Source organism: Enterococcus sp. DIV2384, assembly GCF_050534975.1.
In the GTDB taxonomy this organism is placed as follows: domain Bacteria; phylum Bacillota; class Bacilli; order Lactobacillales; family Enterococcaceae; genus Enterococcus; species Enterococcus faecalis.
Genome location: NZ_CP172905.1, coordinates 920,399 through 936,772 on the forward strand (window position 1 = coordinate 920,399; position 16,374 = coordinate 936,772).

Below are 16,374 nucleotides of genomic sequence, written 5' to 3' on the forward strand. Positions count from 1 at the left end.
GAGGGTGTTACCCTTGATTAGAAAAATGAAGCCAACAGATGCAGCGGCGTTAACTATCATTAATAAAGAACAATTGGGCTATGAAGTTCCCGTTGACGTGACCTGTAAACAGATTGAGAAATTACTACTAGCCAGTGACAGAGAGTTTTTATATGTTTATGAAGAAACGAAGACAGGGAAGATTTTAGGCTATGTGCATGCGCAACTGTATGAAACAATTTATTCCCAAACGTTATTGAACGTTCTGGGGTTAGCAGTGGCAAAAGAAGCAGAAGGCCGTGGAATTGGCAAACAATTAATGACGAAACTAGAAACGGAAGCTAAAAAGTGTAACTTGTCTGCGATTCGCTTAAATTCAGGGGAACAGCGTACAGCAGCACATCAATTTTATGAACACATTGGCTATGTTTCTGATAAAAAACAAAAGCGATTCATTAAATACTTGGATACTTAAGTTATGTCTTTAAAAAATAACAATTTCCTTTAAAAAAATAAGTAAAAACTAGTGAAATTTTCAGCGAATTAGTGTAAAATGTATCTCAATGACTCAACGAGTGTTTCAGCCGAAACACTGTCAAAGAAAGTACATACAAAGAAACAGAAATAGCCATTTTTGATGGCTGTTTTTTTATGGAGGAGGCAAATTATGACGAAAAAAAATAGTATGATGTACTTAGCAATTTCTAACTTATTTCTTGTTTTTCTAGGCGTAGGCCTAGTCATTCCCGTAATTCCCCAATTGAAAGAAGAAATGCATTTTTCTGGTACCACAATGGGAATGATGATTTCTATTTTTGCGATTGCCCAATTAATCACATCGCCAATCGCAGGTGTCCTTTCGGATAAAATTGGTCGGAAAAAAATGATTGCGACGGGCATGTTGGTTTTTTCAATTTCTGAGTTATTATTTGGTTTAGCCCAAGCGAAAAGCGGTTTTTATATTTCTCGTGGTTTAGGTGGGATTGCCGCCGCTTTATTAATGCCGTCAGTGACAGCTTTTGTGGCAGATATGACCACGATTTCTGAACGTCCGAAAGCGATGGGGCTTGTGTCAGCCGCAATTAGTGGTGGTTTTATTATCGGACCAGGAGTTGGTGGTTTTATTGCTTATTTAGGCATCCGCGCTCCATTTTTTGCGGCCGCATTTTTAGCGTTTATTGGTTTTATTTTGACATTAACTGTTTTGAAGGAGCCAGAGAAACGAATTTTAGCCGCTGTTGAAGCGAAAAAAGGTTCATTTATGGATATTTTAAGAAATCCAATGTTTACCTCATTATTTGTGATTATCTTAATTTCCTCTTTTGGCCTGCAAGCGTTCGAATCTATTTATAGTATTATGGCGACTATTAATTTTGGCTTTACCACAAGTGAAATAGCAATCGTGATTACGGTTAGTGGTATTTTAGCGTTGATTTGTCAGTTGTTTTTCTTTGATGCAATCGTCCAAAAAATAGGTGAAATGGGTTTAATCCAATTAACCTTTTTTGCAAGTGCCATTTTTATTGCCGTGATTGCCTTTACAAAAAATAATTTAGTTGTTGTATTTTCAACGTTTATTGTCTTTTTAGCGTTTGACTTGTTTAGACCAGCAGTAACTACTTATTTATCCAAACATGCTGGAGATCAACAAGGAACCATCAACGGACTAAATTCGACATTTACAAGTTTTGGTAATATTTTAGGACCAATGGCAGCAGGAGCTTTATTTGATATCAATCACTTTTTCCCTTATTATGTTTCAGCAGTAATTCTGTTAGGAACGGGCTTTTTATCGTTATTTTTAAATCGAAATAAGATGTAAAAAGTGATAATAGGGTGTTACGGCGTCAAAAAGTTAGATGAATATTCTAACTTTTGATGCCGTTATTTATTTTTTTATAGGCAGAATATGCTATAAAAAAAGTATGATATAGATATGTTATTAGTAGTTTTGATAGCGGTTTCTGGAATTGTGTGTTATGCTTTTCCTGATTACTTTGATGTTAGAGCGACGCACACACAAACTTGGAAAGGCTAATCTTAGTAATTTAATAGAAAGTAGGTCTGGTTATGAATCTCCTTAAATATATTAGTAGCTTTATTTGGATGCTGTGCTCTTTGGGGATTATATATGCTATTCTTCGAATGATAACTAGTGTGAGCAAGACGGATTTTTCAGGAAATGGAACAAAAATCTATCTTATTTTGATAGTACTGTACACACTAGGAACGATAGGATTAGGGATGCTAGTTTCTAAAAAATGGTTCTATTTTTTGATTATTTTTATTTCTCTATGTGTATTATCACCTATAATATTGATTTTGATATTAAACTACACCAATCTATTAAAATAATCATGTTTTAGATAGTATTTATTCAAGTTTATCCTCTATGTATTAATCTGAATACACTGTTATTTTATTGGAGAGTTCTTTTTCAAATATATGTAAATAGTCTAACAATAGGGTTCTGTTTGTTGTTGGACTATTTTTTTGATCACCAACCGTTCTTGAAAAAAACAAAAAAATAAACAGTGTTCGCTTGATTATTCGAACGTTTGTTCGTATAATGATTTTGCAAGTGAGGTGATGTTTATGAAATTTGATTATGAAAAAGAACCTAGTCGCGATATTCTTTGTATTGATTGCAAAAGTTTTTACGCTAGTGTAGAATGCGCAGAACGTGGGTTAGATCCGTTGAAAACGATGTTAGTAGTGATGAGTAATGCCGAAAATGCGGGGGGATTAGTTTTATCAGCATCGCCAATGGCAAAAAAAGTTTTAGGTGTTTCAAATGTTACGCGTAAAAATCAAGTGCCCGCTCATCCTGATTTATATGTGGTTCCGCCACGAATGAATTTGTACATGAAAAAAAATCAAGAAATCAATAATTTATATAAAAAGTTTGTCGCAGATGAAGATCACTCTGTGTTTAGTGTAGATGAATCATTTCTTGATGTAACGGCTTCTTTAAGTTATTTTCATTGTGAAACCGCCTATAAGATGGCTCGGATTATCCAAAGAGTCGTTTATAATCATGTGGGTATTTATGTGACCGTTGGGATAGGGGACAATCCGTTACTGGCTAAATTGGCGTTGGACAATGGCGCCAAACATTCGCCAGATTTTATTGCAGAATGGCGGTATGATCGTGTACCAGATACTGTCTGGCAGTTGCCTTCTTTGACAGATTTTTGTGGGATTGGTCGCAGAATGGCTAAACGACTGAATCGTTTAGGAATTGATTCTGTATATGAGTTAGCGCAAGCGAATCCGCATCTTTTACAAGAAACATTTGGCGTGATGGGGCTTCAATTGTATGCTCATTCATGGGGGATTGATCGTACCTTTTTAGGGAAAAAAGCGCAACATAAAGCTGAAAAATCATTTGGGAATAGTCAGATTTTACCGAGAGATTATGCGCGAAGAGATCAGATTGAACTAGTCTTAAAGGAACTGACAGAACAAGTGGCTGCTCGTTTAAGAAAAGCGCATTGTCAAACGGAATGTATCACAGTCTACGTTGGTTATTCCAAAGGACAAATTGACCGTGAAGGACGAACTGGTTGGCGAAAACAACAAACGATTCCTGCAACAAACAATACAAAAGTTTTGATTACCTATGTATTAGCCCTTTTTAGAGAACATTATCTAGCGGGAACCGATGTCCGGCAATTAGGGCTTTCTTATGGGAAATTAGTTTGGAATAAATCTTTACAATTAGATTTATTTTCGGAACCAGAAGAGCAAATTAGTGAAATGGAGTTAAACTATCTGATTGATAAAATCCGACAAAAATTTGGCTTTCAAGCTTTAATCCACGCCTCTTCTTTGTTGGAAGGCGCGACGGCAATTCATCGTTCAGGATTAGTCGGTGGACATGCTGGAGGAAATGTCGGTTTAGGAGGATAACATCATGAAACGAACAAAAAAAGAATTTACACCTTATAATGAGTACCATGATCGGCCCTTTGAACTGAAATGGGCGACCGCTTTTGCATTGGGGGAGTTACAAGAAGGAATCGAAGCTTCTGACGAATATTCTAAGAGAGCGTTTGAACGCTTACCGCAACAGACAACAGAAGAAATTGAAGAATACTTAGAGCAGTCTTTAAAAAATAACCAGGTTTTAGAAATCCAATTGAATACATTGGATGATTTTGGCCGTGTTCAACCGCCAATTGTTGGTGTTTTTGAAGGGATGAGTTCAATGGAGTATGCAAAAGTTGGACATACACATATTTTATTTGAAGAGATTCGGCATATTAAAAGTCATGAGTTTACAAAGTGGTCGAGCCTTGATTAAAAAACTATTGTTATACGTGCGTTTTGCGAAAACATATGAGATAATGTTCATAGGTAATAGAAATAAAAATTATGGAGGTGGCTAGGATGGGACATCATTTAAAAGGACACCATGGCAAAAAAACAAACGTAAATGGCGGCTTTTTAACAAAGTTATTGGCTGGTGGTGCCTTAGTGGGCGTAGGAAAAAAGTTATACGACAATCGTGAAAAAATTAAAGAGCTGTTAAGTGACGACAAAGAAAAAAGCAACGATACTGAAAACAAATAAAGGACTGGATTGACGGAATGGTAAAAGATGCAGCGTATACTATTGAAGAGATTACCACGATTTTAGAAGGAACCTATTTTGTGATAACCAAGAAAGCGAATAAGCGCCGCATGTGTTTACATGTTTCAGATACCGCGAAAGAATTTTTACGTTGTCGACTGGAGTATGAAACATTCTTAGAGCAACAGTTTGATTATGCCACAATGTTTTTAGAAACATGTACGGAAGATGTTTCTGTTGAAATTCAAACAGGACTACTTGAAGAAACAAATTATCAAGCATTAACCGTGGAAAAATTACAACAGATAGCCACTAAAATGTAACACAGCTGTTGTGTTAGTTTTGATTCTTAATTTGGTTAAGGAGGCGGATAAAATGTCAGTATATCAACATATTTTGGTTGCTCTTGATGGCTCAGATCAATCTGAAAAAGCTTTTCATGAAGCTGTCAGGATTGCCAAAGAGGAACAAGCCACTCTTTATTTAGCTACAATTATTAATGATGCTGAATTTACGACGAGTCCATTTTCTTTTGAAGAATTGTATGATTTAGAAAAACACAAGTCAGAAGAGATGCTCACTGAAAAGGCAAAACAAGCGAGTGAAATTGGTGTAAAAACAGTCAAAAAAATTGTTGAGCTTGGGAGCCCAAAACGTTATCTTGCCAATACGATTTCTGAAAATTATGCCATAGATTTAATTGTGCTAGGTGCCACGGGAAGAGGTGCTATTCAACGAACCTTGATTGGTTCTACTACAGATTATGTAGTTAACCATGCTTTGTGCAATGTTTTAGTTGTTCGCTAATTGTGAGTAAATAATCAAGGGAACAATGTTTTATCGGGACGTTTTTTTAAATTAAACGAGAGGTGAGTTTATGAAAACAAAAATCGGAAAAACAGTTATCTTGTCAGCGTTTTTATTCACAAGTTTCCTTTTACTGAGTGGTTGTACCTCGGCTGGTGAAGAGATGGAAAAAACAATTGATCGACAGAAAGAAAAAGTCGATAAAACGGTCGATAAGCAGAAACATAAAAATGAAAATTTTATGGAAAGTTACGACGAAAAAGTTGACCGTTCTTTAGATAGTCAAGAAGACAAAATCGATACTACTGAGTAACGGGAAAGCTTTCAACTATCGGCTAGTAAATAAATAATATACAAAAGGGAGCATCCACTGCAGTTATTTCTCACAGCGGATCCTCTCTTTTGTGGTTAAAAAGAAAAAGTTAACTGCTCCCCAACAGTTAACTTTTAATCATGTTGCACATAGTTAAAACACTCTATATATCATTTATATCATTTATATCATTTGAAACGGGTAGTGTAAAAAGAAATCTCTTGAAAAAAGTCTCCATTTATAGGGAAGAATTCCCATAAAAAAGAGAAACGTATAATCACAGAGAGTTAGAGAAAGCAAAGGGAAATAAGTATGTTAAAATAAGAAGCAAGAAAGAAGACAAGTATGCAGAAAATAACAACTAATTAGGTGAAAACAATGGAAATACATTTTGAAAAAGTAACAAACGATAATCGTAAAGCAGTGGAAAACCTACAAGTTTTCGCTGAACAACAAACCTTCATTGAATCAATGGCAGAAAATCTAAAAGAATCGGACCAATTTCCAGAATGGGAATCGGCAGGTATTTATGACGGCAATCAATTAATCGGCTATGCCATGTATGGACGTTGGCAAGATGGGCGCGTTTGGTTAGACCGCTTTTTAATTGATCAACGGTTCCAAGGACAAGGTTATGGGAAAGCAGCCTGTCGACTTTTAATGTTAATGCTAATAGAAAAATACCAAACAAACAAGCTATACTTGAGTGTTTATGATACGAACAGCTCAGCAATTCGGTTGTATCAACAACTCGGTTTTGTATTTAATGGTGAATTAGATACGAATGGCGAGCGGGTAATGGAATGGACATATCAGAATAAGTAGATAGAACAGGTGAGACAAAAGCCATAGCGCATTTTGTTTCACCTTTTTCTTTTAATTGGCTTCATTTGTTTACTTTTAGTAAGTAAAATGGTAAATTTAGTTCAATCTGTTTTGAAAAAAGAGTTACTGGAGGGTAAGGATGAAAATAGAATTTTTCCATGATGTTATTTGTAGTTTTTGTTTTCCAATGTCTGACCGCATGCATGAGATTCAACAAGAATTTCCTGAAATTGAATTGATTCATCGGTCGTTTGCGTTGGGGTGGTCAGCAAACGATTTTGAAACAATGTTTGGCTCACGAGCAGCAGTAAAAGAAGAAGTTTTGACGCATTGGGTGCAGGCCAATCAAAACGATTCAAAGCATCGTTTTAATATTGAAGGGATGAGGAAGCAACGATTTGATTTTCCAACATCAAAGAATGCATTATTAGCAGCAAAAGCAGCTGGATACATTGGCAACCAAGACACTTATTGGTTACTGTTTGATAAGTTACAAGAAGGTTTATTTATGAGAAGTTTAAATATTGAAGAGCCAGAAGTAATTGAGGAGCTAGTAAAAGAGACAACGATTGATTTTGCTTTATGGAAAGAAGCTGTTGCTTCCGAGGCTGTTTGGACGGCGGTTCAAGAAGATTTTGCGCTAGCTTCTGCTTATGGTTTACAAGGAGTTCCCGCACTAATCATTAATCAAAAATATTTAATTAATGGTGCAGTACCGAAACAGCAAATCAGCCAAACTATTCAAAAAATTCTCGCAGAAGAAAAACAACAGCAACCGTTAGTTTCATTGACTCCTTCTTCTAAAGAGTCAGCTTCGTGTGAGTTTAAGGAAGGCACATGGACGTGTCATTAAGCAGCATAAAATAACGTTATTCTTTGACAAAACGAAAGACTTCTGTAATAGTTAATGCGGGGGTGATAATATGTTTAACGCGTATAGAGAATACTGGAATAATATTACAACAATGAATGCGTCAGCAACACGCGCACAATATTGGTGGCCACAATTAATTAATTATTTGGTGTTAGGGATTTATTCAGCAATTACGGGCGTTTACAGATATATTGAAGTAACACCCAATGATGGAACAATCATTAAAGAATGGAATACTGTGACCATTATCTTTTTCTTGCTGACTGCTTTAATTTGGTTGGCAAACTTTACTGTTCGAGCAAGAAGATTGCATGATCGCGACCACAGTAACTGGTGGATTTTATTCTATTTACTTCCTTTTATCGGTACTTTAGTGATCTTCATTACATTAATTTTGCCAAGTAAAAGTCACACAAGATGGCCAGTGAATCAATCAGAAATTTAATTTGCTGGTTTAGCTGATTATCTTAAGAGTGAAAATAGGACATAAGTCATTTCGACTTATGTCCTATTTTCTTTTTTATTTCAGAAAAATAAAAATATCTTCTGTATGATGGCACCTCACATTACGCGGTTCTTGCTAAAAGGGCTATCTTTTTGGTAGATAGGGAAAACCATTAAGACGTTAAAAGTTTAATAAATCGAGCAATTCTCTTTTGTTAGAAAATAAGATAGCATCATTAATTAAAATACTTGGAACACTGGTTTCAATAATTGGTTGATTGGTAATAATCAAGTCAAATTCTTCGAGTCGATGGTCACCTAATTGTTCTTCCGTAATTGCTAACGTATTTGAACGAATCCGATGCAAAGCTAAAATATCGTGGACATAGTTTCCAATATATTGACTATGATTCAGGCCCATGTCGCTAATAATCAAAATCTTTTTTGAGTCGAAACTCTGGTTAATTTCTGGAAAAGTATTAAGCAACCAAAAAATATAAGAAGATGAATAGTTTAATAGATTTGTTTCTAAAAGAGCGGAAAAGAAATGCAATTCTGCTTTTAATCGTGCATATAAGTGAAGCTGAGTAAAATGAATTTGTCGAGTGAAAAAGGTGGCCCTTTGTGTCAATTCGGAGGTGTCAAAAGGCACTAATTGAGAAAACAAATAAAGACAGGTTAACAAGTGAACAGCGAAGTCGACGACTTCTTCTGTTAATTGTTCAATCTGTGAAAAAGCATTAAATTTTAAATTTTCACGTATTCTTTGACTGATGACTTCTTGGTCTTCGGAGTAGTATTGCTGAAAAGCGCCTCTTTGAAAATATCGGAGAACTTCCCGATAGGTTTCACGGCTGAGCCCAGTAAAATGACGACTGAGTAAAAGATAATCTTCCATTTTGATTGGACTCTTTTTATCTGTTTTTTTCTGGAAACGTTGTTGAAATCCTTGATGCTCTCTTAATAAATCAACAATAAAATACATAATAAAGAAATCGTGTTCATAACTGTTATCCATACTAATAATATTTAATTGGCATTGATTGCGGCGCATTAATTGTTTGATTTCTTGCTTATCTAATTGATAAGGCAATTCATAATGACCATAATACATTAAAAAGAAAAAGGTCGTAAAAATACGTAAAGGCAATTCTTCTGTTTGGCTAGTTAATTGATAGCCTTGATCAACGATAACGCGAAGAGAGTAAGTTTCCAAGACCTGATTACACTGCTTCAATTTTCGAGCAAAAGAAGAGCGACTAATATTGATGGTATCGCAATAATATTCGATGGTTTTGCCAGGATTTTGGATAAACTCATGGAGCAATTGGGTGGTCGTTGACGTTTTTGCCATATCCGTCAGCACGTTTAAATATAAGGACACATTAAAGTTTTCTAAACGATAGCCTAATTTATGCGATGTTTTAATGGTTAAACTTTCGCCCCAACGCTGTTTAATCTCCTCAATATAACGAATAAAAGTAGACTCAGAACTACCAATATATTTTGCAAGTTCTTTTTTAGTCATCCATTTATCAGAAATGGATAAGACACGAATGATTTCTTCCATTTTCCGATAATTTTTTTCTAAAAACCTAATCATATTGTTTCCTCCCAAGTCCTTTACTTTAATGAAACAATCATCGAAACAATAACGCAATTTCAGAAATGAAACCGCTTGGTATGAAAGCTGGTGTGATTTAATGAGCTCCTTCTCTGTATAATAATTATCAGATTAGAATAATGAAATTTTACGTGCTAGGCAATTCTAATTTAACTGTTAATTCATAAAAGAAAGGAGAGAACAGACATTAAATTACTAAAGAAATTTGGGGTTTTCGGCGTAGTCTTTTTACTTGTCTCATCCTATTTCATACCGCTCATTGGCTATGCAGAAACAGCCAAAGAAGTTGAAATTACATCCGCTCAAATGATAACAGATGAGAATGATAAAACGAATATTAATATCGAGTTAAATCTTCTCAACCAAACAGAGCAGCCATTACAACGAGAAATTCAATTGAAAAATGCACAGTTCATGGATACTGCTGTAATTGAAAAAGACGGATATTCTTACCAAGTGACTAATGGTACGCTTTATCTGACTTTGGACGCACAAGTAAAAAAGCCGGTACAGCTTTCGTTAGCTGTTGAGCAAAGTTCGCTTCAAACAGCTCAGCCACCTAAGTTATTGTATGAAAACAACGAATATGATGTTTCAGTTACTTCTGAAAAAATAACAGTAGAGGATTCTGCTAAAGAATCAACTGAACCAGAAAAAATAACTGTACCAGAAAATACGAAAGAAACTAACAAAAATGATTCGGCTCCAGAAAAAACAGAACAGCCGACCGCAACAGAAGAGGTAACCAATCCATTTGCAGAAGCAAGAATGGCGCCAGCTACTTTGAGAGCGAATCTGGCACTGCCTTTAATTGCACCACAATACACGACGGATAATTCTGGGACTTATCCGACAGCTAATTGGCAGCCCACAGGCAATCAAAATGTGTTAAACCATCAAGGGAATAAAGACGGTAGTGCACAATGGGACGGCCAAACGAGTTGGAATGGGGACCCTACTAATCGCACAAATTCTTATATTGAGTATGGCGGTACAGGAGACCAAGCCGATTATGCCATCCGAAAATATGCTAGAGAAACAACAACACCAGGGCTTTTTGATGTATATCTTAATGTGCGTGGGAATGTTCAGAAAGAAATCACGCCATTGGATTTGGTCTTAGTCGTTGACTGGTCCGGAAGTATGAATGAAAACAATCGGATTGGTGAAGTTCAAAAAGGAGTGAACCGTTTTGTTGATACATTGGCAGATAGCGGTATTACCAATAACATCAACATGGGCTATGTTGGCTACTCAAGTGACGGTTATAATAACAACGCCATTCAAATGGGGCCGTTTGATACAGTCAAAAATCCAATTAAAAATATTACGCCAAGTAGCACTAGAGGAGGAACTTTCACTCAAAAAGCATTAAGAGATGCTGGTGATATGTTAGCAACGCCAAATGGACATAAGAAAGTCATTGTACTTTTAACGGATGGCGTCCCAACCTTCTCTTATAAAGTGAGTCGAGTTCAAACAGAGGCGGATGGTCGCTTTTACGGGACACAATTTACGAATCGACAAGATCAACCAGGTAGCACTTCTTATATCTCTGGTAGCTATAATGCGCCAGATCAAAACAATATCAATAAACGAATTAACAGTACGTTTATCGCCACGATAGGTGAGGCAATGGCCTTAAAACAACGTGGGATTGAAATACATGGATTGGGCATTCAATTGCAAAGCGATCCACGAGCTAATTTATCTAAACAACAAGTTGAAGATAAAATGCGCGAGATGGTGTCAGCCGATGAAAATGGAGACCTTTATTATGAATCCGCGGATTATGCACCAGACATTTCTGATTATTTAGCGAAAAAAGCCGTTCAGATTTCAGGAACGGTTGTAAACGGAAAAGTAGTTGATCCAATTGCTGAACCTTTTAAATACGAGCCAAATACATTATCAATGAAAAGTGTGGGTCCTGTTCAGGTTCAAACATTACCAGAAGTGTCGCTAACAGGCGCTACAATTAATAGTAATGAGATTTATTTGGGTAAAGGGCAAGAAATTCAAATTCATTATCAAGTACGTATTCAAACAGAGTCAGAAAACTTCAAACCTGATTTTTGGTATCAAATGAATGGTCGGACAACGTTTCAGCCATTAGCCACGGCCCCTGAAAAAGTTGATTTTGGGGTTCCTTCGGGAAAAGCACCAGGCGTGAAGTTAAACGTGAAAAAAATCTGGGAAGAGTATGATCAAGACCCAACAAGTCGGCCAGATAACGTGATTTATGAAATTAGTAGAAAGCAAGTAACTGACACAGCCAACTGGCAAACTGGGTATATTAAATTATCAAAACCAGAAAATGATACCAGCAATAGTTGGGAGCGCAAAAATGTAACCCAACTTTCCAAAACCGCGGATGAAAGCTATCAAGAAGTTCTTGGGCTTCCCCAATACAACAATCAAGGACAAGCTTTCAATTATCAAACAACCCGTGAATTAGCAGTTCCTGGTTACAGTCAAGAAAAAATTGACGATACTACTTGGAAAAACACGAAGCAATTCAAGCCATTAGATTTAAAAGTAATCAAAAATTCTTCCTCAGGTGAGAAAAACTTAGTGGGAGCCGTCTTTGAATTGAGTGGTAAAAATGTTCAAACAACATTAGTGGACAATAAAGATGGTAGCTATTCTTTGCCAAAAGATATGCGCCTACAAAAAGGGGAACGCTATACATTAACTGAAGTAAAAGCACCTGCAGGACATGAGTTAGGTAAGAAAACGACTTGGCAAATTGAGGTGAGTGAGCAAGGCAAAGTAAGCATCGATGGACAAGAAGTGACCACCACAAATCAAGTTATTCCATTGGAAATTGAAAATAAATTTTCTTCTTTGCCAATCAGAATTAGAAAATACACCATGCAAAATGGCAAACAAGTGAACTTAGCAGAGGCGACTTTTGCGTTGCAAAGAAAAAATGCTCAAGGAAGTTATCAAACTGTGGCAACTCAAAAAACAGATACTGCAGGATTGAGCTATTTTAAAATTAGTGAACCTGGTGAGTATCGAATGGTGGAACAATCAGGACCATTAGGCTACGACACTCTTGCTGGAAATTATGAATTTACTGTTGATAAATATGGGAAAATTCACTATGCAGGCAAAAATATTGAAGAAAATGCGCCAGAATGGACACTGACACATCAAAATCATTTGAAACCTTTTGACTTAACGGTTCATAAAAAAGCCGATAATCAGACGCCACTTAAAGGAGCGAAATTCCGTTTAACAGGACCAGATACGGATATTGAATTACCAAAAGATGGCAAAGAAACGGATACTTTTGTTTTTGAAAACTTAAAACCAGGGAAATATGTCCTAACAGAAACCTTTACGCCAGAAGGATATCAGGGGTTAAAAGAACCAATCGAATTAATAATTCGCGAAGATGGTTCAGTCACGATAGATGGGGAAAAAGTAGCAGATGTTTTAATTTCTGGAGAGAAGAATAATCAAATTACTTTAGATGTTACTAACCAAGCAAAGGTTCCTTTACCTGAAACTGGTGGCATAGGACGCTTGTGGTTTTACTTGATAGCGATTAGTACATTCGTGATAGCGGGTGTTTATCTCTTTATTAGACGACCAGAAGGGAGTGTGTAATCAATGAAAAACGCACGTTGGTTAAGTATTTGCGTCATGCTACTCGCTCTTTTCGGGTTTTCACAGCAAGCATTAGCAGAAGCATCGCAAGCAAGCGTTCAAGTTACGTTGCACAAATTATTGTTCCCTGATGGTCAATTACCAGAACAGCAGCAAAACACAGGGGAAGAGGGAACGCTGCTTCAAAATTATCGGGGCTTAAATGACGTCACTTATCAAGTCTATGATGTGACGGATCCGTTTTATCAGCTTCGTTCTGAAGGAAAAACGGTCCAAGAAGCACAGCGTCAATTAGCAGAAACCGGTGCAAGAAATAGAAAACCGATCGCAGAAGATAAAACACAGACAATAAATGGAGAAGATGGAGTGGTTTCTTTTTCATTAGCTAGCAAAGATTCGCAGCAACGAGATAAAGCCTATTTATTTGTTGAAGCGGAAGCACCAGAAGTGGTAAAGGAAAAAGCTAGCAACCTAGTAGTGATTTTGCCTGTTCAAGATCCACAAGGGCAATCGTTAACGCATATTCATTTATATCCAAAAAATGAAGAAAATGCCTATGACTTACCACCACTTGAAAAAACGGTACTCGATAAGCAACAAGGCTTTAATCAAGGAGAGCACATTAACTATCAGTTAACGACTCAGATTCCAGCGAATATTTTAGGATATCAGGAATTCCGTTTGTCAGATAAGGCGGATACAACGTTGACACTTTTACCAGAATCAATTGAGGTAAAAGTGGCTGGAAAAACAGTTACTACAGGTTACACACTGACGACGCAAAATCATGGATTTACGCTTGATTTTTCAATTAAAGACTTACAAAACTTTGCAAATCAAACAATGACTGTGTCGTATCAAATGCGTTTAGAAAAGACCGCTGAACCTGACACTGCGATTAACAACGAAGGACAATTAGTCACGGACAAACATACCTTGACTAAAAGAGCCACAGTTCGTACAGGCGGCAAGTCTTTTGTCAAAGTTGATAGTGAAAATGCGAAAATCACCTTGCCAGAGGCTGTTTTTATCGTCAAAAATCAAGCGGGGGAATACCTCAATGAAACAGCAAACGGGTATCGTTGGCAAAAAGAAAAAGCATTAGCTAAAAAATTCACGTCTAATCAAGCCGGTGAATTTTCAGTTAAAGGTTTAAAAGATGGCCAGTACTTCTTGGAAGAAATCTCTGCACCAAAAGGTTATCTTCTGAATCAAACAGAAATTCCTTTTACGGTGGAAAAAAATTCTTACGCAACGAACGGACAACGAACAGCACCGTTACATGTAATCAATAAAAAAGTAAAAGAGTCAGGCTTCTTACCAAAAACAAATGAAGAACGTTCTATTTGGTTGACGATTGCAGGCCTGCTAATCATTGGGATGGTAGTCATTTGGCTATTTTATCAAAAACAAAAAAGAGGAGAGAGAAAATGAAGCAATTAAAAAAAGTTTGGTACACCGTTAGTACCTTGTTACTAATTTTGCCACTTTTCACGAGTGTATTAGGGACAACAACTGCATTTGCAGAAGAAAATGGGGAGAGCGCACAGCTCGTGATTCACAAAAAGAAAATGACGGATTTACCAGATCCGCTTATTCAAAATAGCGGGAAAGAAATGAGTGAGTTTGATAAATATCAAGGACTGGCAGATGTGACGTTTAGTATTTATAACGTGACGAGCGAATTTTACGAGCAACGAGCAGCAGGCGCAAGCGTCGATGCAGCTAAACAAGCTGTCCAAAGTTTAACTCCTGGGAAACCTGTTGCTCAAGGAACCACCGATGCAAATGGGAATGTTACTGTTCAGTTACCTAAAAAACAAAATGGTAAAGATGCAGTGTATACCATTAAAGAAGAACCAAAAGAGGGTGTAGTTGCTGCTACGAATATGGTGGTGGCGTTCCCAGTTTACGAAATGATCAAGCAAGCAGATGGTTCCTATAAATATGGAACAGAAGAATTAGCGGTTGTTCATATTTATCCTAAAAATGTGGTAGCCAATGATGGTAGTTTACATGTGAAAAAAGTAGGAACTGCTGAAAATGAAGGATTAAATGGCGCAGAATTTGTTATTTCCAAAAGCGAAGGCTCACCAGGCACAGTAAAATATATCCAAGGAGTCAAAGATGGATTATATACATGGACAACGGATAAAGAACAAGCAAAACGCTTTATTACTGGGAAAAGTTATGAAATTGGCGAAAATGATTTCACAGAAGCAGAGAATGGAACGGGAGAATTAACAGTTAAAAATCTTGAGGTTGGTTCGTATATTTTAGAAGAAGTAAAAGCTCCAAATAATGCAGAATTAATTGAAAATCAAACAAAAACACCATTTACAATTGAAGCAAACAATCAAACACCTGTTGAAAAAACAGTCAAAAATGATACCTCTAAAGTTGATAAAACAACACCAAACTTAGATGGTAAAGATGTGGCAATTGGCGAAAAAATTAAATATCAAATTTCTGTAAATATTCCATTGGGGATTGCAGACAAAGAAGGCGACGCTAATAAATACGTCAAATTCAATTTAGTTGATAAACATGATGCAGCCTTAACTTTTGATAACGTGACTTCTGGAGAGTATGCCTATGCGTTATATGATGGGGATACAATGATCGCTCCTGAAAATTACCAAGTGACTGAACAAGCAAATGGCTTCACTGTCGCCGTTAATCCAGCGTATATTCCTACGTTAACGCCAGGCGGCACACTAAAATTCGTTTACTTTATGCATTTAAATGAAAAAGCAGATCCTACGAAAGGCTTTAAAAATGAGGCGAATGTTGATAACGGCCATACCGACGACCAAACACCACCAACTGTTGAAGTTGTGACAGGTGGGAAACGTTTCATTAAAGTCGATGGCGATGTGACAGCGACACAAGCCTTGGCGGGAGCTTCCTTTGTCGTCCGTGATCAAAACAGCGACACAGCAAATTATTTGAAAATCGATGAAACAACGAAAGCAGCAACTTGGGTGAAAACAAAAGCTGAAGCAACTACTTTTACAACAACGGCTGATGGATTAGTTGATATCACAGGGCTTAAATACGGTACCTATTATTTAGAAGAAACTGTAGCTCCTGATGATTATGTCTTGTTAACAAATCGGATTGAATTTGTGGTCAATGAACAATCATATGGCACAACAGAAAACCTAGTTTCACCAGAAAAAGTACCAAACAAACACAAAGGTACCTTACCTTCAACAGGTGGCAAAGGAATCTACGTTTACTTAGGAAGTGGCGCAGTCTTGCTACTTATTGCAGGAGTCTACTTTGCTAGACGTAGAAAAGAAAATGCTTAAT

At 36.7% G+C, this 16,374-nt stretch carries 15 protein-coding genes; 14 read left to right on the forward strand and 1 reads right to left on the reverse strand.

Annotation, left to right across the window (positions count from 1 at the left end):
• Window positions 1-13 precede the first annotated feature (13 nt).
• From IGK54_RS04580 to IGK54_RS04630, 11 genes are all read left to right on the forward strand, one after another.
• Window positions 14-454 carry a GNAT family N-acetyltransferase gene (locus tag IGK54_RS04580; RefSeq protein ID WP_002369669.1) on the forward strand — a complete coding sequence of 147 codons (441 nt, stop codon included), beginning with the start codon at window positions 14-16 and terminating at the stop codon, window positions 452-454.
• A gap of 192 nt (window positions 455-646) precedes the next feature.
• Window positions 647-1,801: a multidrug efflux MFS transporter EmeA gene (emeA, locus tag IGK54_RS04585; protein WP_002358140.1), complete on the forward strand. Its 1,155-nt coding sequence runs from the start codon at window positions 647-649 to the stop codon at window positions 1,799-1,801.
• A gap of 773 nt (window positions 1,802-2,574) precedes the next feature.
• Window positions 2,575-3,891 (forward strand): Y-family DNA polymerase, encoded by a 1,317-nt coding sequence (locus IGK54_RS04590; protein ID WP_430603260.1) that lies wholly within the window; start codon window positions 2,575-2,577, stop codon window positions 3,889-3,891.
• 4 nt (window positions 3,892-3,895) lie between these two features.
• Window positions 3,896-4,285, forward strand: a complete 390-nt coding sequence (locus tag IGK54_RS04595) for a hypothetical protein (RefSeq protein WP_002358138.1) — start codon at window positions 3,896-3,898, stop codon at window positions 4,283-4,285.
• 71 nt (window positions 4,286-4,356) lie between these two features.
• Window positions 4,357-4,554, forward strand: coding sequence for a hypothetical protein (locus tag IGK54_RS04600; RefSeq protein WP_033625696.1), 198 nt, complete (start codon window positions 4,357-4,359; stop codon window positions 4,552-4,554).
• Window positions 4,555-4,571: 17 nt separating this feature from the next.
• Window positions 4,572-4,877 (forward strand): hypothetical protein, encoded by a 306-nt coding sequence (locus tag IGK54_RS04605; RefSeq protein ID WP_142956593.1) that lies wholly within the window; start codon window positions 4,572-4,574, stop codon window positions 4,875-4,877.
• A gap of 52 nt (window positions 4,878-4,929) precedes the next feature.
• Window positions 4,930-5,361 (forward strand): universal stress protein, encoded by a 432-nt coding sequence (locus tag IGK54_RS04610; RefSeq protein WP_002391595.1) that lies wholly within the window; start codon window positions 4,930-4,932, stop codon window positions 5,359-5,361.
• Between the two features lie 70 nt (window positions 5,362-5,431).
• Window positions 5,432-5,674, forward strand: coding sequence for a hypothetical protein (locus IGK54_RS04615; RefSeq protein ID WP_010819902.1), 243 nt, complete (start codon window positions 5,432-5,434; stop codon window positions 5,672-5,674).
• 378 nt (window positions 5,675-6,052) lie between these two features.
• The gene (locus tag IGK54_RS04620; protein WP_010819903.1) at window positions 6,053-6,499 is read left to right on the forward strand and encodes a GNAT family N-acetyltransferase; all 447 of its coding nucleotides are present in this window, start codon (window positions 6,053-6,055) and stop codon (window positions 6,497-6,499) included.
• A 139-nt stretch (window positions 6,500-6,638) separates the two neighbouring features.
• A complete protein-coding gene (locus IGK54_RS04625) occupies window positions 6,639-7,352 on the forward strand; it encodes a DsbA family oxidoreductase (protein WP_142957562.1) in 714 nt (237 codons plus the stop codon).
• 70 nt (window positions 7,353-7,422) lie between these two features.
• Window positions 7,423-7,818 carry a DUF805 domain-containing protein gene (locus IGK54_RS04630; protein WP_002358131.1) on the forward strand — a complete coding sequence of 132 codons (396 nt, stop codon included), beginning with the start codon at window positions 7,423-7,425 and terminating at the stop codon, window positions 7,816-7,818.
• Window positions 7,819-7,998: 180 nt separating this feature from the next.
• Here IGK54_RS04630 and IGK54_RS04635 read toward each other — a convergent pair whose 3' ends face one another.
• Window positions 7,999-9,420 (reverse strand): helix-turn-helix domain-containing protein, encoded by a 1,422-nt coding sequence (locus IGK54_RS04635; protein WP_002382000.1) that lies wholly within the window; start codon window positions 9,418-9,420, stop codon window positions 7,999-8,001.
• 174 nt (window positions 9,421-9,594) lie between these two features.
• Here IGK54_RS04635 and ebpA point away from each other — a divergent pair, with 174 nt between their 5' ends.
• Genes ebpA through ebpC form a run of 3 tightly spaced genes read left to right on the forward strand, consistent with a single transcriptional unit; the run spans window position 9,595 to window position 16,373 of the window.
• On the forward strand, window positions 9,595-13,059 hold the full coding sequence (ebpA, locus tag IGK54_RS04640) for an endocarditis and biofilm-associated pilus tip protein EbpA (protein WP_430603357.1): 3,465 nt from the start codon (window positions 9,595-9,597) through the stop codon (window positions 13,057-13,059).
• Window positions 13,060-13,062: 3 nt separating this feature from the next.
• Window positions 13,063-14,493 (forward strand): endocarditis and biofilm-associated pilus minor subunit EbpB, encoded by a 1,431-nt coding sequence (gene ebpB, locus IGK54_RS04645; protein ID WP_430603263.1) that lies wholly within the window; start codon window positions 13,063-13,065, stop codon window positions 14,491-14,493.
• The gene (gene ebpC, locus IGK54_RS04650; protein ID WP_002407083.1) at window positions 14,490-16,373 is read left to right on the forward strand and encodes an endocarditis and biofilm-associated pilus major subunit EbpC; all 1,884 of its coding nucleotides are present in this window, start codon (window positions 14,490-14,492) and stop codon (window positions 16,371-16,373) included. Before ebpB ends, ebpC begins: the two co-directional genes overlap by 4 nt.
• Window position 16,374 lies beyond the last annotated feature (1 nt).